Source organism: Streptomyces sp. NPDC058534, from assembly GCF_042717365.1.
Classification (GTDB): Bacteria; Actinomycetota; Actinomycetes; order Streptomycetales; family Streptomycetaceae; genus Streptomyces.
In genome coordinates, this window is the sequence record NZ_JBHXNW010000052.1 from 44,087 (window position 1) to 65,179 (window position 21,093).

The following is a 21,093-nucleotide window of genomic DNA, read 5'->3' on the forward strand; positions in this document are numbered from 1 at the left end:
GAAACGCGCGCAGACCGCCTGAACCGCGAGAAGAGCACTTGATGCGCAACCACCGCACGATCCGTAGTGGGGCTGTCGACTCGGTAGAGCGGTTCTGCGTCGGCGTGTGGTTCACCGGCCACCTCGCTGCCGTGTTCACACGGCACGTTGATCACTCACGACCAACAGGCTCTCGCCGTCGGCCACCGGCCGAGCGTCAGCCAGCCGGATGCCAGCCCGGACGAGGCCGACCGTGAGTTCTAGCCCCCTGCCCCCCGCTGTCAGCTCTCCTCAGTCCGCACCGTGCGCGGCCATTGACGGCTGCAGCTCAGCGCCAGATCACATTCCTCCACCACGCCCGGAAGGCGGACCCGCCGTGTACGCATTCGGCATCTGCATCGACCGGCACTACCTCACCCCCGGCCTCACCACCATCGCCTCCCTGGCGGACAGCCTCAGCCCCCGCACCCGCAAGGCCGCGGCGCTACGCTTCCTCAGCTTCGACCTGGGAGCGCCCCAGGCGCGGCTCCTGGCCGACCTCGCCAAGCGGGTCGGCTTCGGCTCGTTCGCCCTGGCCCGTCGCTCGCCGCTGCGCTCCGCGCGGATGGCGGACGCCTCGTACATCACCCTCACCACCTACCTGCGATTCGAGTTCACGCCCGAATTCGTCCGTCGCCCGTACCTGATTTACGTGGACGCCGACGTCCTGGTCCGCGGCGACCTGACCACCCCGCTCGGCGGTCTCAGCCCCGGCGAGGTCGGAGCCGTACGTGACGAGTTCAATCCGTCCGTCGGCGGATGCCCAGCTCTGCCAGGCACTGCCGAACGCTGGCCGCTTCTGAGAGGCCGCCATTACTACAACGCCGGTCTCCTGTGGGCTCACACCACCGATCTGCCGCGTATCCGCCACGGGGTCGAGCGAGCCCTGGTCAGACACCGTCGGCACATCCTCCACAATGACCAGGACGCCCTGAACCTGTGGCTCCTCAACACCGGGCGTGTGCGGCCGGCCGACGCCGCATACAACCGGTTCGAGGTGGGCCGGTACCTCGAACGCGGCGACTGGGTACGCCGCGTCGTCACCCGACCCCTGCGGCCGGACCCGGCCGCGCACCTGGTCCACTTCGTGGGCCCGGAGAAGCCCTGGCAAGGGGCGTGCCCCGTTACAGACGACGTACGGGAGTACCGCACCCTCCTGCAGCAGACCCTGCGGCACGTCCGCGCGCTGGGCGCCGCCCATCCCGAGCCGGCGGGCCTCCGATGACCACGCCACCCGCGATGGTCTCCCGCGCTTCCAGCACCCTGCTCGGATCACCCGCCCTGACCGGGGAGCGCCTGTCTGCGGGCTCCCGGACGGCCGTGTTCCGGGCCGGCCTCCGAGACGGCCGCAGCGTGATCGTGAAACTGTACGACCACACCGCTCGCCGGAACGCGCTGACCGAGGCCGCCGCCATTCGCGCGGCCGGCGTCGCTGTGCCTGTCCCGCAGGTGCTCGGCAGCGGCACCATCTCCAGCGAGGGAGCCACGGCGCTCATCACGAGCGACCTCGGCGTTCACACACTGGGGGCCTCCGTGCGCTCCGGGCGCATTCCGCATGCTCAAGCCCTCAAGGACCTCGGCAGCCTCCTCGCGCACCTGCACCGAGCACCGATCGAGCAGGCGGTGCCTCGCCGCCCGTTCTTCGACTCGGTCTCTTCTCTGACCCGCCACTGCCCACCAGAATTGCTGAACCAGATCGGCCCCGCTCTCGCCGTCATCGCCGACACACCGGAAAGAGCACCCAGCGTGTGGTGCCACGGCGACATCCACTTCGACAACGTCGTCCTCTCCGGCCCGCACGGCACGAGGTACCTGGTCGACTTCACCGATGCCGCGCCCGGCCGGAGGGAAGCAGACGTCGCTCACGCCCTCGTCATGACCGCGGCGCACACACCATGGGACCGGCGCACGCTGATCGACGCCTACCAGCACCCTCTGGATCACACACGGTTGTCGGCCTGGGTTGTCATTCACACCGTCCGCTGCTGGGTCCATGCCTCGCCCGCTACGAGTCGCTCCGCGTGGTCGGACCGCCTGGCCGACCTGGCCCGTCAGACACCGCACCTCTTCCGCACGGCCCGCAGCGAAAGGTCAGCCCGATGACAAGCCCTGGAATGACCGTGGTCATCCCAGCCCACAACGAAGCGGCATACCTGCCCCGTTACCTCCCCACCGTCCTCGCTTCCCTCGAACGGTGGCAGGAAGCAAGTGGTGAGCGGGGAGAGGTGATCCTGGTCGACAACGCCTCCACCGACGCCACCGCCGATATGGCGGCCTCCTTCGGCGTCCGAGTGATCAGCGAGACCGTCCGCAACATCGGCCGTGTCCGCAACACCGGAGCGGCTGCTGCCCACGGCCGCAATCTGTTCTTCACGGACGCCGACGTCGCCCTTCCCATGGAGGCGATCACCGCAGCGGCAACCGCCATGGACAGCGGCGCTGTCGGCGGCGCCATCCCGCCCCTGTACACCCCCAAGCGGCTCGGCGCGCGGCTGCTCTGCGCGTACTGGGACCACTACCGAGAAGCGCACGGCGGCGCGCAAGGCGTCGCCCAGTTCGCCACGGCCGCCGTTTTCCAGGAGACCGGTGGATACCGCGACGACCTGTTCATGAGCGAGGACGTGGAGTTCTTCCACCGCCTGACAGCTCACGGACGCAGCAAGAACGCCCCGGTCGCGATCCTCGACGAGCTCCGTGTACGCCCCTCCACCCGCCGTTACGACCAGTGGTCCAGCCTCCGGATGCTGTGGTGGCAGAACCCCGTCACCGCCCGGCTGCGGCTCAACTCCCCACGCATGTGGCGCCACTGGTACCAGACCACCGTCCGATGACCCCGGAGCCCACCATGACCGTGACGCTGCCCGTACCGGACGCGGAAGGGATCTACACCTTCCCCGACGACCTCATGCACTCCCACCAGCAGTGGACCGAGCACCTGTCCGATCGGCACCGCGCCCACGACCACCGGATCATAAGGCTGAAGGCACCGCACAGCGGACAGCTCTACTTCATCGAAATGCGCCGCTCGGTCGGCCGCCCGGTGCTCGCCATCGAACCGCACCACGACGACTTCGCTCTGTCCGCCTCCGGCACCTTCCTCGCCTACCCCCGGCCGCTCACCGTCGCCACTGTGTTCACCCGCTCCACCAGCGTCCACCCAACCCTGGAGGACACCTATGGCACCGAGGCCGTCGTGTCCGACCTGCGCAGCCGGGAAGGCGCCGCCGCCCTGGCACCCTTCGCCGCCAACCGCATCCTCCTCGGCCACCAGGACGCCGAACCCCCGTACCGCCCCTTCGATCCGCACCGCCTCGACCAGGTCACGGACGAACTGCGTGAGATCGTCGAAGCCCATCCCGACGCCGAACTCCTCGCCCCGGCCGCCGTCACCCGCCACCCCGACCACCTGCTCGTGCATGCGGCAGCGGTACGCCTCGGATGCCGCTGGTTCTGGGAAGACCTCGCGTTCTGGTCCACCTACGCCTTGGCCGGCTGCGACCAGCACCTCTTTCGGGCACGCACCGGCCCCTCCCTGCTCCCCGAACTCTTCGACATCACCGCCGTCATCCTCGACAAGGTCACGGTGCTGCACATGCACGGCTCGCAGATGCACCCAGCCCGGAAGATGTACCGGCCGATCCGGCACGCCTGGAGCACCGCAGCCGACCTCCTGAGCGGCACGGGGTCCTTCGCCGAACGCTTCTACCGGACGGAGTCGCTGTGAAGGTCATCGCGCTCGAAGGCCCCTCGTACGCGGGCAAGTCCACCGCAGTTCGCTACCTGCGCACACGCGGCATCGAGGAACGAGCCTTCGTCTCGGACTGCTACGTCCAGCACATCGCCCGCCGCACCGACATCCCGCCAGCCCGCACCGCATCCGCCGCCGAACAGCTCGCCGCGTTCGAGAAATTCATGGATATCGAAGGTGCGCGCGTGCGCCGGGCACTCGTCAACGCCAAGCCCGTCGTCCTCCTGGACCGTTCGGTGGACACTCTCCTGGCCCACGCCCACGCCCTCGACGCCCTGTTCGGCTACGACGTCCACCACCGCCTACGCGACCGCCTCCAGGAGCTGCCGTTCCTGCGTCCCCACCACACCCTTTACCTCGACGTGCCGGCCGAAGAGCTGGCCCTGCGACGCAAGGCGGCCGGGCATACTGCGGCCGAGTCCGAGTACTTCCTTCACGAGCCGGCGTTCCTCGCTCACGCTCGGGACTACTTCGTCTCCGCAGCGCAGCCACCGGTGTCAGGAGAAGTGGCCGTAATCCCCGCCGACACCAGCCGGGACGCGGTCTCGCACGCGGTGGAGGCCCTCATCACGTACTGGACCAGGTGACTGCCCCATGCCCACAGCCCTCTTCGCGTGGCGACGCACCTCACCACCGTTCCTCATCGGTGGGGCCGAGGTCACCCAGCAACTCCTCGCCGAAGAACTCGCTGCAGCTGGGTGGCGCACCGTCTATCTCGGCTCCCACCAAGCGCCCTGGGATCGGGCCCCACAGATCACCCAAATGCGCACCTACCTCGACACAAACAACACCGCGTACGAGGAGACCCAGGAGGACATGCGCTACAAGTGGAACGGAGTGGACTGCATCGCCGTACCGCAGCAGAGGATCACGATGGCCCTGCGGAGCTTGCTGTCCCGCGTGCGGCCGGACGTGGTGTTCACCTCACAGGAAGGTGCGGCCGACATTGCTGTCCGCGCCCGGCCCACCGCCCTTGTCGCCGGCATCTTGCACTCGGTGTCCAGGACGGGACTGGGGGTCCTCGACGGCCGTCCGCACCATGGACTGGCCGTCTCCGAGTTCGTTCTCCGACGTGCGCCCCAGGCGGACGGCACCCGGCTGTCCGTCCTGTACCCGCCCTTCACACCGCCGAGGCCGGAGCAGCACCGCAGTGAGCGAACCAGCGCCGTGCTCATGGTCAACCCGATCCCGGCGAAAGGCGCCGACCTCCTGCACCAGCTCATCCGCCGCATGCCCGAACAGCGCTTCACTCTGGTGGAAGGCTGGTGGAACACCGCCGAGAAGTTCGCCGGCTACCCCAACGTGACCTACGTGCCGCGGGTCTACGACATGAGTGCCCTCTACCGCAGCCACCGCCTCCTGCTCGTGCCGTCCGCAGTGGAGGACGCCTTCCCTCGCGTGATCATTGAAGCGGCGCTACATGGGACCCCGAGCATCGGCATCGACCGTGGCGGCATCCCCGAAGCCATTGGCAACGCGGGAATCGTGCTCTCCGCCGAGGCCGGCGCGGAAGAGTGGGCGAAGGCCATCCGCGGCTCCGACCACCACACCCTGCGGGAACGGGCTCGGCAACGAGCGGCCGCCTTCACCCGCCCCCGCCTACCGAACCTCGAACGCCTCGGGATTTACCCTGCGACGAACGCGTCCTCGACCTGATCCAGCCGATCCGTCCACCAGTGCAGCAGTGCCTCGTCCGCGGTGAACAGGTCATCGAAGGAGAAGTCACCGCGGTCGTAGTGGAACTCCAACTGCCAGAAGTCCGTCACCCGCTTCCACCACAGCCGCCGAGCACCATCCACCAGCGCAGATGGCTCCAGCGGCACCACAGAGCGATACCCCTCGACGAACGCGGACACCCGTGCGACGTCGAACACCCCGCCCACTCCGAACTGCACCTGAGCTGTCCGCACGACCTCTTCCGCATACGGGCGCACCGCGATCCGGTCCCAGTCCAGGATGGCGGCAAGTTTCCCGCCTTCCCAGAGCAGATTCCGGTACTGAACGTCGCCATGCGTCCACCCGTGGTCACCTTCAGGCGTCGCGGATCGCGGACGATGATCGGCGTATGTGCAGACGAGGGCCCGCCGGTGGTCCAAGGCCGCAGCGACTTCCTTGTCGAAGTCGCTGCCTGTGCCCTTGTCGCGTACGGCCGCGGACAGCCACTCGGCCTTCTCGACCGCCCGCTCCGGCGGTGTGACGTCCGCGATGATCGTCTCTGCCACCTCGGGCAACAGCCCTCGGCCGCAAGCCCCACCCAGACTCGCGTGCAGGCGTCCCAGGTGCGCCCCCAGTGCACTCACCTGGGACAGGGTGAGATCCACACCCCGTACATGGGAGCCGGTCACCCACGGGAACAGACACCAGGCGCCACCGTCGACCTGCGCCACCAGCGGCCCCAAGATCGAGGGGACGGGGGCACTCACCGGGACACCGTCGGCGCCGAGGTCCGCCAGCACGCCGAGATTGCGCTGCAACCGTTCCAGCGAGACATCCGTGACCCGCTTCAGAGCGAATCTCCCAGCGGAAGTGTCGAGCCTCCAGTTCGCGTTCATCAACCCGTCAGCGAGATACCGACGCTCCCGCACTTCTCCGAGAGCGAAGGCATCGATCAACTCTTCGAGCACGCTCTCTGCGACATCGCTTCGGGCCGCCACGGTGGCATCAATCACCCCACGGACGATACGCGAGCACGCCCCGTCAGAGCACAACGATCACTCGGACGCCTGCAGCTCTTCTTGGCACGCCCGCCCCGCTCGTCAACAGAATGGATCACTGTTTCTCCTTTCGGCGATCGCAGCGCTGATCAGCTCCGTCGAGGCCAACCGCATCACGAGACTCGCCGGGTGGCGGACAGGCGGCCCAAGTGCCTCCCCGGACAAAGGCGCAGACCCAGCAGATGGGGCCTCGGCCGGCACTGGCCGCGTGCGGTTCTCACTCACGGCTGGGCGCTCTCACACGACAGAGCCCACATCATCGACTGGGCCTGGCCCACCCGCGGCGCGGCCTGGATCGACCCCGCCATCCTCATCCTGCGGCTCCTCGAAGCCGGACACACGCTCGTTGAGGCGGACGCCTTTGCCTGCCGCTTCCCTTCCTGGCGCACTGCACCAGCGGAGGCGAAGGAGGCGTTCGCCTCCGCCAACGCTGCGGCGTGGAAGGAGATCGCCCACGCCGACAGCGCACCATGGAAGGCTGCGATGGCCGGCCACGCGATCGCCTTCACCACCCACCTGCACACCTTGCCCGGCAACAGGTAGAGCAGAACGTGGTACGGAGCCTTCGACCCCGGCCTGAAGGAGGCCAGCGACGCCATCGCCCGCCCGGTGCGCTCACAACGACTCTGAGTCGGGGCGGGTTCTCTACTCGGACTCGGGCCGGTTGCCGGCGTCGGGAGTGGTCCAGGCCGCGGGCATTGCGGCGGCCATGGAGATGATGGCCAGGAGCACGAAAAGGTGGCTGTACCCGCCGAGTGGCCCGGCGAGCGCTGCTCCGGCGAAGGGAGCCATAGCGGCCGCGGTGGTTGCCGGGGCCGCGAGCAGTCCGGAGAGCCGACCGTAGTGGGTGGTGCCCCAGCGGTCGGTGACGGCGGTGGCCTGGAGCAGGGTGAGATTGCCCCGGACCATTCCGGCGGCGATGGACGCGGCGACCAGCAAGGCATAGGGGCCCGACACGGCGGCGAACGCGGCGGTGGTGAGGCCGCCGAGGACGATCAGGATCGTCGTGCGGGCCGTCACCGCGGTGCGTCGGGCCAGTGCGGCGTACAAGGTGCGGCCGAGGGTTTGGCCGGCCCCTCCGAGTCCGAGAGCCCACGCTGCCTGGTTGGTCGTGTAGCCGCGTTCCAGGAGAAGCGGGACGAGGGCCACAACGACGGCGTACATCGCGAACGCCGACAGTGTGAAGGCGGCTGCGAGCAGGAGGAAGGGCCTGCTGCGCTCGGCTCTGGACTCGCCGGTGTCCGCGTGCACGGTTGGGGGTGGGGCGTCGGGCCACGGGGCACGCAGCGCCAGAGCATGGGCGGGGATGGTGACTGTGGCGAGGATGGCGGCCAGTACGAGGTAGGTGTGGCGCCAGGAGAGGTGTTCGGCGAGCAGGGCGGTCAAGGGCGCGAAGACGGTGGAGGCCAGGCCGCCGGCGAGGGTGACGATGGTCAGGGCCCGGATGTGGTCGTGGGCCCACCAGCGGGTGAGGGCGGCGAAGGCGGGCTGGTAGAAGGTCGCCGCCATCGCGAGTCCGGCGAGCGCCCAGCCGAAGAAGAAGACGGGCAGGTTGGGGGCCGTGGCGACCACCAGCAGACTGGCGGCGCCGAGGGCCGAGCCGATCGTCATGACAGCGCGGACCACGCCGGTCGAGGATGCGCCCGACACGGATTCCGGCGAGCGCGGAGACGACGAGGCCGAGCGAAAACGCCGCCGTGGTCGCTCCGGCCGACCAGCCGGTCGCGGTGGTGATCCGTGGGTTGAGGACGGGGAAGGCGTAGTAGACGATGCCCCAGCTCACGATCTGCGTCAGGCAGAGGGCAGGTAGAGCGGCGCGGGGCCGCGACCGGTCCCCTGTTCCGGTCGCGGCCCCGCTGTCGCGGGTGTTGAGGCCGGTCACGAGCCGCAGCAGCCGCCCGCCGGAGCTTCCTCGACAGCCGCGCCTACCGCCGCGGGCGCGGCGAGCTGTACGAGCTGGCGTTCCGGTGCGGCGCAGCAGCCGCCGCCGTCGGCCTGCTGGGGGTCGGGGGTGTCGAACAGGCCCGCGCCGCCGCAGACTCCGGTCTCGGGGAGGGTGAGTTCGACGCGGTCGGCGGTGTCGAGGTCGCCGGCGATCGCCGCGGCGACGGAGCGGGCCTGCTCGTAGCCGGTCATGGCGAGGAAGGTGGGGGCGCGGCCGTAGGACTTCATGCCGACCAGGTAGATGCCCTGCTCGGGGTGGGAGAGCTCGCGGTGGCCGTGCGGGTAGACGGTGCCGCAGGAGTGCTGGTTGGGGTCGATCAGCGGGGCGAGTTCCACCGGGGCCTGGAGGCGCTCGTCCAAGCCGAGGCGCAGTTCGTTCAGGAAGGACAGGTCGGGGCGGAACCCGGTCAGCACGATCACCTCGTCCACCGCATCCAGACGGCGTCCGTCCTCGCCGAGGAGGACGAGGCGTCCGTCGCCGTCGCGTTCGAACGCCTCGGTGCGGAAGCCGGTGACCGCGTCCGCGTGTCCCTTGTCGACGGCGGCCTTCGCTGCGAGGCCGAGGGCGCCGCGGGCGGGCAGCTGGTCGGCTTCGCCGCCGCCGAAGGTGGCGCCGGAGATGCCCCGACGCAGAATCCACACCGCGTGCGTGCCCGTACCGTCCTCGGACTCGGCCAGGTCGGCGAGGTACGCGAGCGCGGTGAAGGCGGAGGCACCCGAGCCGATCACGGCCGTTCGCCTACCTGCGTACCGAGCACGGACGGCCGGGTTCTTCAGGTCCGGCACGCGGTAGGTGATCCGGTCGGCCGCCGCCTTCTCGCCGAGCGCGGGCAGGCCGCTGCCGCCGGACGGGCCGGCCGTGGCCCAGGTGCCGGAGGCGTCGATCACCGCGCGGGCGAAGACGCGCTCCTCGCGGCCGTCGGCGTACTCGACGTGCACGACGAACGGCTGCTGCTCCCGGTCGGCGTCGACGATCCGGTCGCGTCCGGCCCGGGAGACGCCGGTGACGGTGGCGCCGGTGCGGACCTGGTCGCCGAGGGCCTCGGCGAGCGGCTGCAGGTACTGCTCGGCCCAGTCTCCGCCGGACGGGTACCTCGCCGGGTCGGGCCTGGTCCAGCCGGTGGGGGCCAGGAGCTTTTCGGCAGCCGGGTCGACGACCTCGCCCCACGTGGAGAACAGGCGCACGTGGCTCCACTCACGCACGGCCGCGCCGGCACGGCCGCCCGCTTCCAGAACGAGGGGCTCGATGCCGCGCTCGACGAGGTGGGCGGCGGCGGCGAGTCCGGCGGGGCCGGCTCCGATGACGACGACAGGAAGCTGCAGGGTGCTCATGAGGGGTTTCTCCTTGACGGGGGAAGCGCGCAGGGCGGCGACCACGACCAGGCCTATTTTGATGTGCGTCGATGTCTTGCGCTGCCAGCATGACACCTGATTCGATGAGTGTCAACATAGACATCTGTCGAAATAAGGAGTCCATTCATGGAGCACGCGGATGTAGCGGTCATCGGCGCCGGGCAGTCCGGGCTGGCTGCCGCCCACGCCCTGTCGCAGCAACGGCTGCGCCCGGTCGTACTGGAGGCGTCCGGACGGGCGGCAGGGTCGTGGCCGAAGTACTACGACAGCCTCACGCTCTTCTCCCCGGCCCGGTACAGCTCGCTTCCTGGCATGGCGTTCCCGGGCGCCGACCCGGACCGCTACCCGCACCGCGACGAGGTCGTCGCCTACCTCTCCGCCTACGCGGACCGCCTGGACGCCGACATCCGCACCGGCCGGCGGGTTACCGCCGTGCGCCAGGCCGGAGCCGGGTTCGAGGTGGAGATCGAGGGCGGCGGCCGGCTCGCGGCGCGTGCCGTGGTCGCGGCGTCGGGCTCCTTCACCCGGCCACATCGCCCGGCCTTGCCGGGCCTGGAGGGCTTCACCGGCACGGTGCTGCACGCGGCGCAGTACCGCCACCCGGAGCCCTTCGCCGGGCAGCGCATCGTGGTCGTGGGCGCGGGCAACTCCGCTGTCCAGATCGCAACCGAACTCGCCCGCTTCGCCACAGTCACGCTCGCCGGCCGGAACCCGGTGAAGTTCGCGAGGCAGCGCATCCTCGGCCGCGACCTGCACTTCTGGCTGCGGCGCACCGGCCTGGACATCGCACCCCTCGGCCGCCTCGTGCGCACGCCTCCGACGCAGCTGGTCATCGACGACGGCCACTACAGCGCCGCGCTCGCCGCCGGCCGACCGGACCGGCGGCCCGTGTTCACCGGTGCGGATGGCGCCAGACTGCTCTGGCCGGACGGGTCCCGGGAGAAGGTGGACAGCGTCCTGCTGGCCACCGGCTACCGCGCCCATCTGCCCTACCTCACCGGCCTCGAAGGAGCCCTCGATGACTCGGGGCTCCCGCGACACGCCGAGGGCATCGCCACACGCGTGCCGGGTCTGACGTTCGTGGGGCTGGAGTGGCAGCGCAGCCTGTCGTCGAACTCCCTGCGTGGGGTGGGCCGGGACGCTGCCCGTATCGCCCGTCGCCTCGCTGCCCGCCTCGCGGGCTGGTGACAGCCCTCCCCGACTGGTTCGACGTGTGTCAACATAGACGTATGTCGAATGCGAAGGTGTTGCCGTTGCTCGAGCCCGTCGACGGCCAGGGCGTGGTGCCGTGCTGCCCGCCGCTGACCGAGCGGCCGATGACCGCAGAGGAAGCAGAGACGGCCGCGCGGATGTTCAAGGCGCTCGGCGATCCGGTGCGGCTGCGGCTGTTCTCCGCCGTCGCCTCCCATGAGGGCGGCGAGGCGTGCGTCTGCGACATCTCCGACGTCGGCGTCTCCCAGCCGACCGTCTCCCACCACCTGAAGAAGCTCAAGGAGGCCGGCCTGCTCACCTCCGAGCGGCGCGGCACCTGGGTCTACTACCGCGTCGAGCCGTCCGTGCTCGCCGCGATGGGCAAGCTGCTGACCACCGCCCCCGCAGCGGCCTGACCACAGCTCAGCAGGGGTCACACCAGCATCGCGGCCACGCCGAGGGCGTCGATCGCGCACATCGCCCACGCCTCCACCCCGCCCTCCAGACGCAGGCGGTGCGGGGTCGGCACCGCGGAGAACGGATACGCCGCCCGGATCCTGCCGCCGGCGTCGAGGGTCAGGAAGTCCTCGTGACCCGGCCCTGACGCCCGGTGCACAGTGTCAGCTGCTCAGCAGCCGCGCGATGTCCCGGGCGGCGTCACGCGCGGGGCGGCCCACACCGATCAGGGTGGCGGAGGCCGGACCGGTCCAGTCGCCGTACCCGAGCAGATGCAGGCGCTGGTCCGCGACGGCCCGGGTGCCTGCGGTCGGGATTTGGCCGCGCGGCCCCCGCAGACCCAGCGGGGCAAGATGAGCAAGGGCAGGCCGGAAGCCGGTGCACCAGACGATGGCGTCCGCCTCGGCCTGGCTGCCGTCGGCCCACTGGATGCCTGTGGTGGTGAGCCGGGTGAACATCGGCCGCGCGTGGAGGAGTCCGGCGTCGCGGGCGGCACGGACCGGGGGCACGGCGACGATGTCGCCGAGCGAGGCGACCCCGCCGGTGTCCCCGCGGCCCTCGTCGAGGGCGCGGCGGCGGGCGGTGGCGACGTCGAACAGAACGCGGCCGTCGACGTCGTCGGCAAGGAACCGGGGCGGGCGCTGCGTCACCCACGTCACCACGACACCGTCCAGGGCAAGGTCTGCGGCGATCTGCGCGCCGGAGTTCCCGCCGCCGACCACGACGACGCTCCCCCGGCCTCCGGCCGGGGGGACCCCCAGCCCGTTGAAGTCCGCAGGGCAGCGGTATCCCGTGGTGTGGAGCTGGCGACCGGTGAAGTCGTCGCGTCCGGGGACGGCGGGAAGGAAGGGACGTGACCAGGTGCCGGTCGCGCTGATGACCGCCCCGGAGCGCCAGGTGCCGGAATCGGCCTCCACCAGGAGCCGCTCGCCGTCGGGGTGCACGCCGTCCACGCGGGTGCCGTGCTGGACGGGCAGGTCGTAGCGCTTCTCGTAGTCGGTGAGGTAGTCCACCACGTGCCCGGCATCCGGGTAGGTCTCGCCGGGCTGTGCGGGCATGAGCCGGCCGGGCAGGGAGGAGTGGTCGGCCGGGGAGAACAGGTGCAGCGAGTCCCACATGTACTGCCAGGAGCCGCCCGGCACCGGGGCGGCGTCCAGGATGACGAAGTCCAGGCCCTGGCGGCGCAGGTGGTAGCCGGCGGCGAGTCCTGCCTGGCCGCCGCCGACGACGACCACATCGATGTCCTGCGTCATGAACCCGGCTGTGCGGTGGTGAACTTCCGGCGCCATGCCAGGGAGACGTACACCAGCGCCACCAGGACCGGCACCTCGATGAGCGGTCCGACGACGCCGGAGAGGGCCTGGCCGGAGGTGACGCCGAAGGTGGCGATGGCGACCGCGATGGCCAGCTCGAAGTTGTTGCCCGCGGCCGTGAAGGCGAGGGTCGCGGTGCGGTCGTAGGCGAGGCCGATCGCCTTGCCGAGGGCGAAGGTGCCGAACCACATCACCGCGAAGTACACCAGCAGCGGCAGCGCGATGCGGGCCACGTCGAGCGGCTGGGAGGTGATCGTCTTTCCCTGGAGGGCGAAGAGGATGACGATCGTGAAGAGCAGGCCGTACAGCGCCCAGGGGCCGATCCTCGGCAGGAAGTCGGACTCGTACCTCTCACGGCCGAGCTTCTTCTCGCCGATGCGGCGGGTGAGGAACCCGGCCAGCAGGGGAACACCGAGGAAGATGACCACGTTCAGGGCGATCTCCCACATGGAGATGTCCAGTTGCTCGCCGTCGCCGAGGCCGAGCCAGCCGGGCAAGAGGTCGAGGTAGAACCAGCCGAGCAGGCCGAACGCGATCACCTGGAAGACGCTGTTGAGCGCCACGAGGACGGCGGCGGCCTCGCGGTCGCCGCAGGCGAGGTCGTTCCAGATGATGACCATGGCGATGCAGCGGGCCAGGCCGACGATGATCAGGCCGGTGCGGTACTCGGGCAGGTCCGGCAGGAAGATCCAGGCCAGGGCGAACATCACCGCAGGTCCCAGGACCCAGTTGATGACCAGCGAGGAGATCATCAGCTTGCGGTCGCCGGTGACGGCGTCCAGCTTGTCGTAGCGGACCTTGGCCAGGACCGGATACATCATGATCAGCAGGCCGAGCGCGATGGGCAGGGAGATGCCGCCGATCTCGACCTTCGCCAGTGCGTCGTTCAGTCCGGGAATCACGCGCCCGAGGCCGAGGCCGACGGCCATGGCGATCAGGATCCAGAGGGCGAGGAAGCGGTCGAGCGTCGACAGCTTCGCGACGACGGAGGCGTTCTCGCCGGTCGCGGGCGCTTCGGTGCGGGTCACGGGCAGGCCCTCTTGTTGTCGGCGGCATTGCGGGCGGACTCGGCCAGGTCGGCGAACTGCCCGGCGAGCGAGGCGATGGCGTCGGGGCGCAGCTTGTAGTACGTGTACCGGCCGCAGGGCTCGGTCTCGACGACCCCGGCCTCGCGCAGGACTCTCAAGTGGTTGGAGAGGTTGGTCTGCCGGGCGCCGGTCTCCTCGACGAGGTGAGTGGTGCACAGCGTCTCGCGCGCGAGCAGGGTCACGATCTGGAGCCTGAGCGGGTCGGCCAGCACCCGGATCAGGTCAGTGTCGACTGACGTCATCATGGGCTGATACTGTCACATCACCCGGCACTGATACCAGCTGGGGCTGACCTATGGGCCCGTCGAAAGGGTCTTCCCATGTCCGCCGTCCCCACTCCCGCCCTGCCCGACGAGCGCCTTGCCGCCGGCGCGGCCCGCCTCGCCACCGTGCACACGGGCCGCTTCTCGGTTGAGACCGTGCCGCTGAGCGCCTCGACGTTCTCGCCCACGTCCAGGGCGCGCCGAGCGTCGGGCTGCCGCGGGTGCTGTTCGTGTGCAGCCACAACGCGAGCCGCTCCCAGCTCGCCGCCGCGTTGCTGCGACATCGGGCGGTCGACCGGCTCACCGTCTCCTCCGCAGGGGCCCACCCAGGGCCCGAGGTCGGGCCGCACATCGCGCAGGTCCTCACCGAGGCCGGCGCCGATCCGGCTGGAGCGTTCCCCAAGCCGCTGACCGACGAGGCCGTGCGGGCCGCCGACATCGTCATCACCATGGGCTGCGGCGACGCCTGCCCGATCGGGTCCGGCCGCCGCTGCCTGGACTGGCCCGTGCCCGATCCCGACGGCGCTCCGCTCGGAGTCGTCCGCCAGATCCGCGACGACATCGACATGCGCATCACCGACCTGCCCGCCAGCCTGGTGAGCACCTGAAACCCCGCACCACCTGCCACCACTTCGTGAAGGAAGAACGCATGCCCTCCGCTCCGCTCGCCTCCGTGCTCTTCGTCTGCGTCCACAACGCCGGCCGCTCCCAGATGGCCGCCGGCTTCCTCCAGCACCTGGCAGGAGACCGCGTCGAGGTCCGCTCCGCCGGCTCCGTCCCCGGCGACCAGGTCAACCCGGCCGCCGTCGAGGCGATGAGGGAAGTCGGCGTCGACATCGCCGACGCCAAGCCGAAGATCCTCACCACCGAGGCCGTCCAGGCGTCCGACTACGTCATCACCATGGGCTGCGGCGACGCGTGCCCGATCTTCCCGGGCAAGAAGTACCTGGACTGGGCCCTGGAGGACCCGGCCGGCAAGGGCGTCGAGGCCGTCCGCCCCATCCGCGACGAGATCAAGACCCGCATCGGGGCCCTCATCGCCGAGATCGACGCGAAGCGGGAGGCGTGACCTCAGTGACCGACAACGGAGTACGCGAGGTCATCATCGGTTCCGGCCCCGCCGGATACACCGCTGCCCTCTACAGGGCCCGTGCCGAGCTCAAGCCGCTCGTCTTCGGCGGCGCCGTCTTCGGCGGATCGACGACGACATCGTCGAGGCGGACCTCGCCGGGGACATCAAGTCGGTCACCGACACCGCGGGAACCGTGCACCGCGCGAAGACGGTGATCGTGGCCACCGGTTCCGGTTACCGCAGACTCGGCCTCCCCAAGGAGGACGACCTGTCCGGCCGGGGCGTGTCCTGGTGCGCCACCTGCGACGGCTTCTTCTTCCGCGACCGCGACATCGTGGTGGTCGGCGGCGGCGACACCGCCATGGAGGAGGCCACCTTCCTCACCCGCTTCGCCCGCTCGGTGACCGTCGCCCACCGCCGCTCGACGCTCCGCGCCTCCCGGGTCATGCAGAACCGCGCCTTCTCCGACGACAAGATCTCCTTCGCCTTCGACACCGAGATCGCGGAGATCGCGGAGATCGCGGAGATCAAGGAGAGCAACGGCATGCTGGCCGGCCTCGTTCTGCGCGACGTCTTCAGCGGCGCCACCCGCGACCTGGACGCGACCGGCCTGTTCATCGCCATCGGCCACGATCCGCGCACGGAGCTGTTCAAGGGCCGGCTGGACCTGGACGACAACGGCTACCTCAAGGTCGCCTCGCCATCCACCCGTACGAACGTCCCGGGCGTATTCGCCGCCGGCGACGTCGTCGACCACACCTACCGGCAGGCGATCACCGCCGCCGCCAGTGGTTGTGCGGCTGCCTTGGACGTGGAGCGGCATCTTGCCGCGCTCACCGACGGCCGCGAGGAACTGGCCTCGGCCGATCCATGGCCGTCTCCCCTTCTCTCGGCGTATCTCGGTCACGTAAGTCAACCATACCCCCCGGGGGTATATTCCCTCCAGGTCGGAGCGACCGCGTGTCCCATACCGGAAGCCGATCGGAAGCGCATCGGAACGCCAGAAATCTGGTTCCGGAAGCGCCGTCCCTGATCGGATCGGTCGATGCACAAGGCACATCGGCCCACTCGGGGCGCGTGCCGTATCCGCCCGTCCGGATACCGGCGGCAATGAGGTGACAGATGAGTAGTACCCGCGTTCCGCCCGGCGCCCGTGGTTCCTACCCGGCGCCGGGACTCGCACTCACGCCCGGCCAGGTACGCAACCAGGCCCTGACCGTCATCGCGATCCCGTTCGTCCTCATAGTCGTGCTGGCCGTCGTGCTCACCACGACCGGCCGCGACGACGGGGCCCCCGCCACCGACGACTTCTACGGCAGCGGAGCAATGCCGGGCTGGGGTTCCGACACCTCGGACGACGAGAACTCGGACGAAGGGACCTCGGAGGACGACACCTACTCCTGGGACGACGGCACGACCGACGGCACGACCGACGAGCCGACCGACGACCCGTACGACCCGTACGGCGACGGCACCTACGACGACGGCACAGACGGCACAGACGGCACGGACGGCACCGCCACCGACGACCCCACGGACGACTCCTCCGACCCCGCGCTCACCGGCGAGGACGGGCCGGAGGCGACGGTGACCGCGTACTTCGAGGCCATCAACAACCGCGACTTCGCGACCGCCTGGGAGCTGGGCGGCAAGAACCTCGACCCGGACTACGACCACTTCGTCGCCGGCTTCGAGACGACCGACCGGGACGACGTCACCGTGAACGGCACGACCGGCGACGAGGTGTCGGTCACCGTCGTGGCCTGGGACGACGACGGCACCTCGACCACCTTCGAGGGCACCTACACGGTGAGCGACGGCGTCATCACCGCCGCGGACATGCGGGAAGGGAACTGAGGACCATGACCACCCACGCCGCCCCGCCGCCCCCGGACGCGACCAGCAACGTCACCCGCCTGCTGTGCGCCGGCACCTATCTCGACCCCGTCTACCGCAAGGCCGTGATCCGGGAGCTGCTCACCCACTCCTACCGGATGGTGGCCCCCTCCTACGGCTACGACGCCGCGCCCGTGCTCGCGCACGCCCTCGCCGCCCACAACCTGCGCCGCAACCAGCTGGCCGCCCTCGGCGCGGGCACCGCCGTCGTCGTGCTGCTGCTCGCCACGGGGCTGCTGAGCGGCCTCGGTGCGGCGCTGCTGTTCTTCTGGGTCGCCTGGGCCACGATGTTCCTGCGCCGCCTGGCCATCCTCCAGACCCTCGCCGAGCACCTCGCGCCGGCGGCGGACGGCCGCCCGGGATTCGACGGCGCCTACCCGATGACCTCGCGCTTCACCCCGGAGCTGGTCGGCAAGATCAACCGGCAGCAGGCCTCCGACACGGTCTACTACGGCGGCTACAAGCCGTTCGTGGGCGCCGGCCACTCCATCCGCCGCTGGGCCAACGCCGAACTGCTGCTGGGCGCCCCGGTGTCCCGGGGCGGCGTGCTCACCGGCCAGGGCGGCCTGCTCAACGGGCACTTCCCCGCCCAGCACGGTCCGGTGGACGGCGCGGGAGACCACGCCCCGGCCGAACGCAAGCCGATCATCCCGTTCACCGTCGAGGACATCACCGGCCGCGTCAGCGAGCGGATGCTCGCCGAGCTGCGCGACAAGCCCGCGCCCAGCGACCGGATCCAGCTGCTCTCCGTCGACCGGCGCAGGTTCACCAAGGCGGTCCGGACGGCCGAGGGCAGCGACTCCGTCGCCGTACTCCTCGACGCCCCCGACCCCGAGGACGACGACGAACACTGGCGGGAGGACTACGACGCCCGGCGCGAGTACCTGTGCATCCGCATCGGCGCCTGGCAACAGGAGCTGGTCACCTCGGTGTTCATCGGCTTCGACATCAAGGGCAGCACCCTGCACACCGAGTTCTACACCTACGTGCTCGGACCCGTGCCGGAGAGCTTCCACCTCGCCGACCGGCTGCCCGCCACCATCGACGGCCGGCTGATGGTGCGCATCGCCTGGGACGTGACCCGCAGCGCGCCCGGCGAACTGCTGCGGCTGGTCTTCAACCCGCTGCGCGAGCGGCTGCCCAGCCGCTTCGGCACCGACACCGTACGGACCCTGGTGCGCCAGCCCAACGACACCAGCGAGTTCCGGCTCGGCCGCTACGCCCTGACCACCGTGGACTGCGGCGCGCTCACCAGCGTCCGCGAACTGGCGCCCAACAGCGAATTCCACCACTTCTTCCAGGAGACGGACGCGATCAAGTACATCCAGATCATCGAGCGCCACCTGCTCCAGATCGTCGGTGACTTCCTGCGCGACCACGACGTCGACACCCGCGAGCACGACGCGAACCAGACCAACATCCTCCAGCAGAACTTCGGGGCCAACAGCACCAACAACTTCGGCGGCAACCAGAGCGTCGGCAACAACGGCACCCAGACCTTCGGCAACAACTCCGGCATCACCAGGGAGGCACGACCGGCATGAGCGCCCAGAAGTTCCAAGGCAACGACTTCGGCCAGGGCAGCACCAACAACTTCCGGGGCAACCAGAGCGTCGGCAACGGCGGCACCCAGACCTTCGGCGACAACTCCCCGGTCCACGCCGCACCGTCCGGGCCGGCCGGGCAGCCGTACGCCGACGGGCTGCGGCGCGGCGCGGTGCCGATGCCCTCGGACGCCGAACGGGCCCGGAGCGTCTTCGTCGTGCACGGCCGGGACGACCAGGTGCGGCGGGAGATGTTCGAGTTGCTGCGCCGGCTCGACCTGCGTCCCAAGGAGTGGGAGGACCTGGTCAGAGCGACCGGCCACGCGTCCCCCTTTCTCGGTGACGTGGTCGCCGGCGCCCCGGCGCAGGCCCAGGCGGCGCTCGTGCTGCTCACCCCGGACGACGTCGTCACCCTCCACCCGGACCTGCGGGGCCACAACGAGCCGGAGTACGAGACCCGGCCCGTGTGCCAGCCGCGCCCGAACGTGCTGATCGAACTGGGCATGGTGCTGATGGCCTACCCCGAGCGCACCCTGATCGTCGAGGTGGGCGGCCTGCGGCCGATCGCCGACATCGCGGGGCGCAACGTCATCCGCTTCGACGGCTCCGGGACGGCGCTCGGCAAGATCGTGGAACGGCTGAAACTGGCGGGCTGCACGGTCAACGACACCGGTTCGGACTGGCGCCACACCTACCCGTTCCAACACCTGTCCGCCTACCACCGCCGGCCGTAGCCCGGCGGATCCGCGCGCCGTTCGGGGGCCGACCCGTGCCCACCGCCACCTCCGCCGGATCCACCCGGTCCAGTGCGCCACACGAACCGTCCGAATCCACAACTCCCCCAAACGGACGCTTGATACGCTGCCGAAACCTCCCCCGTGACCACTCGGCGGAAGAGGGCGAAACGAGTGGAGACCACTTGTATGGCGCGCATCCGCGTGAGCGTCCTGGGCCCGGCGGGTCTCGAAGTCGACGGCGAACCGGCCCGGTTGACGCCGTTGACGACACGGCTGCTGGTCCGGCTGGTGGCGGCGGAGGGAGAGTCCGTACCGGTCCGCACCCTGCACCGCGACGTGTGGGCGATCAACGGCGAGCAGCCCCACCAGTCCGGGCGGCACCGCAACGAGGTGCAGAAGCGCGTCCTCGAACTGCGCCGCGCCCTCGACCCCGCCCAGAACGGTGACGGCGCCCGGGTGCTGCGCACCGAGCAGCTGCTGGCCGCACCGGCGCCCGAGACCGCGTACCGGTTGGTGCTCACGCCCGAGCAGCTGGACTGCGCGGACTTCACCGACATGGTCAACTCGGCGCTGCTCGCGGCCCCCGCGTCGGCCGCCGACCGGCTGGCGGCGGCGCTGGCCCTGGTCCGCGGCCGTCCCCTGGCCGAGGCGGGCGACGCGGACTTCGCCCGGCCGCTGGTACGCCGGCTGCTCGCGCTGCGCGAGACGGCCCGCCGCCAGCTGATCCGCAGCCGGATGGACCTGGGCCGGCACGACCTCGCCCTGCCGGTCGCGCAGCAGATGGCCAGGGAGCGGCCGGACGACCAGGACCTCGCCGAGCTGCTCGGCTCGCTGCGGGCCCGGCTGCGGGAGCGGCACGGGCAGGAACTGCTGCGCCAGCCCTTCCCCGGCGCCGGAGACCTGGTCGTCGTGCGCGGCGACCTCTTCGACCAGGAGGACGCCAACCTGGTGGTCGGGTTCACCGACACCTTCGACACCGCCACCGAGCAGGACCTGGTGATCAGCCGGGACAGCGTGCAGGGGCAGCTGGTGCAGCGGCTGTTCGGCGGCGAGCGCAAGCTCCTCGACGACCGGATCCAGGCCGGGCTGCGGACGCTCACCCCGCTGCGCACGGAGCGGCCCCAGGACAAGCCGCGCGGCCGCAGGGTCCGCTATCCGCTCGGCACCACCGTGCCGCTCACGGTGGACGGCCGCCGGGTCTTCGCCGTGGCCTACTCCCGGCTCGGCAACGACCTCGTGGCCCGCTCGGGACCGGCCGATCTGCGGGCGAGCCTGGACACCCTCTGGCCGGCCGTCGCCCGGTACGGCATGTACAAGCCGGTCGCGATCCCCCTGATCGGCTCCGGCCTCGCCCGGATCGTCGAACTCGACCGCACCCAGCTGCTGTTCATGATCGTCGAGAGCTTCGCCGCGCACTGCCGCCGGGACCCGGCCACCGCCCCCGAACTGCGCGTCGTGATCCGCCCGGCCGACCTCGAACGCACCGACCTGTCCGCCCTCGGTACCTTTCTGCGCACCTAGGGGGTGCCGTTCGGATCCTGCCGGGGTCACGGGGCCCGGCACGAACCAGACCCCGCTCGGGCCGGGCGCAAGGCACCGTTGCCCGGAGCCGGCCTGATCCAGACAGCACCCCCTCTCCGCGGCCGGGCACCAGCGCCGACGTCGGCGGCCGGCCCCCGGCCCCCGCGACCCCGGGCGGCGGGCGGGCACCCCGGGGGGGGGCCCGGGCCCGCGGGGCGCGCTCAGGGCCCCCGCC

General features: G+C 70.6%; 20 protein-coding genes and 3 pseudogenes. 16 read left to right on the plus strand and 7 right to left on the minus strand.

The window, feature by feature from the left end:
- Positions 1–355: 355 nt before the first annotated feature.
- Genes ACFWR9_RS28070 through ACFWR9_RS28095 form a run of 6 tightly spaced genes read left to right on the plus strand, consistent with a single transcriptional unit; the run spans position 356 to position 5,422 of the window.
- Positions 356–1,243: a glycosyltransferase family 8 protein gene (locus ACFWR9_RS28070; RefSeq protein WP_383846670.1), complete on the plus strand. Its 888-nt coding sequence runs from the start codon at positions 356–358 to the stop codon at positions 1,241–1,243.
- Entirely contained in the window at positions 1,240–2,121 is an 882-nt protein-coding gene (locus ACFWR9_RS28075; RefSeq protein ID WP_383846671.1) for an aminoglycoside phosphotransferase family protein, read from the plus strand. Before ACFWR9_RS28070 ends, ACFWR9_RS28075 begins: the two co-directional genes overlap by 4 nt.
- Positions 2,118–2,849, plus strand: a complete 732-nt coding sequence (locus tag ACFWR9_RS28080) for a glycosyltransferase (protein WP_383846672.1) — start codon at positions 2,118–2,120, stop codon at positions 2,847–2,849. Before ACFWR9_RS28075 ends, ACFWR9_RS28080 begins: the two co-directional genes overlap by 4 nt.
- A complete protein-coding gene (locus tag ACFWR9_RS28085) occupies positions 2,846–3,742 on the plus strand; it encodes a PIG-L deacetylase family protein (RefSeq protein WP_383846673.1) in 897 nt (298 codons plus the stop codon). Before ACFWR9_RS28080 ends, ACFWR9_RS28085 begins: the two co-directional genes overlap by 4 nt.
- Positions 3,739–4,353: a hypothetical protein gene (locus ACFWR9_RS28090; RefSeq protein ID WP_383846674.1), complete on the plus strand. Its 615-nt coding sequence runs from the start codon at positions 3,739–3,741 to the stop codon at positions 4,351–4,353. The genes ACFWR9_RS28085 and ACFWR9_RS28090 overlap by 4 nt, the downstream gene beginning before the upstream one ends.
- A 7-nt stretch (positions 4,354–4,360) precedes the next feature.
- Positions 4,361–5,422, plus strand: coding sequence for a glycosyltransferase (locus tag ACFWR9_RS28095; RefSeq protein ID WP_383846675.1), 1,062 nt, complete (start codon positions 4,361–4,363; stop codon positions 5,420–5,422).
- Here ACFWR9_RS28095 and ACFWR9_RS28100 read toward each other — a convergent pair.
- Positions 5,392–6,435, minus strand: coding sequence for a phosphotransferase (locus tag ACFWR9_RS28100; protein WP_383846676.1), 1,044 nt, complete (start codon positions 6,433–6,435; stop codon positions 5,392–5,394). The genes ACFWR9_RS28095 and ACFWR9_RS28100 overlap by 31 nt on opposite strands.
- A gap of 174 nt (positions 6,436–6,609) precedes the next feature.
- Here ACFWR9_RS28100 and ACFWR9_RS28105 point away from each other — a divergent pair, with 174 nt between their 5' ends.
- Complete coding sequence (locus tag ACFWR9_RS28105; RefSeq protein WP_383846677.1) at positions 6,610–7,023, plus strand: hypothetical protein; 414 nt, start codon at positions 6,610–6,612, stop codon at positions 7,021–7,023.
- 102 nt (positions 7,024–7,125) lie between these two features.
- On the opposite strand, the pseudogene ACFWR9_RS28110 reads toward ACFWR9_RS28105, so the two are convergent.
- Positions 7,126–8,362: pseudogene (locus ACFWR9_RS28110) on the minus strand (MFS transporter).
- Positions 8,359–9,756 (minus strand): NAD(P)-binding domain-containing protein, encoded by a 1,398-nt coding sequence (locus tag ACFWR9_RS28115; protein ID WP_383846678.1) that lies wholly within the window; start codon positions 9,754–9,756, stop codon positions 8,359–8,361. The pseudogene ACFWR9_RS28110 and the gene ACFWR9_RS28115 overlap by 4 nt, the downstream one beginning before the upstream one ends.
- Positions 9,757–9,903: 147 nt before the next feature.
- Between ACFWR9_RS28115 and ACFWR9_RS28120 the strand changes: the two genes are divergently transcribed.
- Together ACFWR9_RS28120 and ACFWR9_RS28125 are read left to right on the plus strand one after the other, a co-directional pair.
- Positions 9,904–10,965: a flavin-containing monooxygenase gene (locus ACFWR9_RS28120; RefSeq protein ID WP_383846679.1), complete on the plus strand. Its 1,062-nt coding sequence runs from the start codon at positions 9,904–9,906 to the stop codon at positions 10,963–10,965.
- Between the two features lie 41 nt (positions 10,966–11,006).
- Positions 11,007–11,384 carry an ArsR/SmtB family transcription factor gene (locus ACFWR9_RS28125; RefSeq protein ID WP_383846680.1) on the plus strand — a complete coding sequence of 126 codons (378 nt, stop codon included), beginning with the start codon at positions 11,007–11,009 and terminating at the stop codon, positions 11,382–11,384.
- A 32-nt stretch (positions 11,385–11,416) separates the two neighbouring features.
- On the opposite strand, the pseudogene merB reads toward ACFWR9_RS28125, so the two are convergent.
- The 4 genes and pseudogenes from merB to ACFWR9_RS28145 form a co-directional block, all read right to left on the minus strand.
- Positions 11,417–11,512, minus strand: a pseudogene (gene merB / locus ACFWR9_RS28130) (organomercurial lyase); the annotation flags it as partial.
- A gap of 76 nt (positions 11,513–11,588) precedes the next feature.
- Positions 11,589–12,677 (minus strand): ArsO family NAD(P)H-dependent flavin-containing monooxygenase, encoded by a 1,089-nt coding sequence (locus ACFWR9_RS28135; protein ID WP_383846681.1) that lies wholly within the window; start codon positions 12,675–12,677, stop codon positions 11,589–11,591.
- Positions 12,674–13,765: an ACR3 family arsenite efflux transporter gene (gene arsB / locus ACFWR9_RS28140; RefSeq protein ID WP_383846682.1), complete on the minus strand. Its 1,092-nt coding sequence runs from the start codon at positions 13,763–13,765 to the stop codon at positions 12,674–12,676. The genes ACFWR9_RS28135 and arsB overlap by 4 nt, the downstream gene beginning before the upstream one ends.
- A complete protein-coding gene (locus ACFWR9_RS28145; RefSeq protein ID WP_383846683.1) occupies positions 13,762–14,070 on the minus strand; it encodes an ArsR/SmtB family transcription factor in 309 nt (102 codons plus the stop codon). Before ACFWR9_RS28145 ends, arsB begins: the two co-directional genes overlap by 4 nt.
- A 248-nt stretch (positions 14,071–14,318) precedes the next feature.
- On the opposite strand from ACFWR9_RS28145, the gene ACFWR9_RS28150 reads away from it, so the two are divergent.
- The 7 genes and pseudogenes from ACFWR9_RS28150 to ACFWR9_RS28180 all read left to right on the plus strand — a co-directional run bounded on the left by ACFWR9_RS28150 (position 14,319) and on the right by ACFWR9_RS28180 (position 20,858).
- Complete coding sequence (locus ACFWR9_RS28150; protein WP_383846684.1) at positions 14,319–14,696, plus strand: low molecular weight phosphatase family protein; 378 nt, start codon at positions 14,319–14,321, stop codon at positions 14,694–14,696.
- A gap of 41 nt (positions 14,697–14,737) precedes the next feature.
- A complete protein-coding gene (locus tag ACFWR9_RS28155) occupies positions 14,738–15,157 on the plus strand; it encodes an arsenate reductase ArsC (RefSeq protein ID WP_383846685.1) in 420 nt (139 codons plus the stop codon).
- Positions 15,154–16,031, plus strand: a pseudogene (locus tag ACFWR9_RS28160) (NAD(P)/FAD-dependent oxidoreductase); the annotation flags it as partial. The gene ACFWR9_RS28155 and the pseudogene ACFWR9_RS28160, both read left to right, overlap by 4 nt.
- Before the next feature lie 251 nt (positions 16,032–16,282).
- The gene (locus tag ACFWR9_RS28165) at positions 16,283–17,017 is read left to right on the plus strand and encodes a hypothetical protein (protein WP_383846686.1); all 735 of its coding nucleotides are present in this window, start codon (positions 16,283–16,285) and stop codon (positions 17,015–17,017) included.
- Positions 17,018–17,022: 5 nt separating this feature from the next.
- On the plus strand, positions 17,023–18,600 hold the full coding sequence (locus tag ACFWR9_RS28170) for a hypothetical protein (RefSeq protein ID WP_383846688.1): 1,578 nt from the start codon (positions 17,023–17,025) through the stop codon (positions 18,598–18,600).
- The gene (locus ACFWR9_RS28175) at positions 18,597–19,334 is read left to right on the plus strand and encodes a TIR domain-containing protein (protein WP_383846690.1); all 738 of its coding nucleotides are present in this window, start codon (positions 18,597–18,599) and stop codon (positions 19,332–19,334) included. Before ACFWR9_RS28170 ends, ACFWR9_RS28175 begins: the two co-directional genes overlap by 4 nt.
- 189 nt (positions 19,335–19,523) lie before the next feature.
- Complete coding sequence (locus tag ACFWR9_RS28180) at positions 19,524–20,858, plus strand: macro domain-containing protein (protein ID WP_383846692.1); 1,335 nt, start codon at positions 19,524–19,526, stop codon at positions 20,856–20,858.
- Positions 20,859–21,093: the final 235 nt, after the last annotated feature.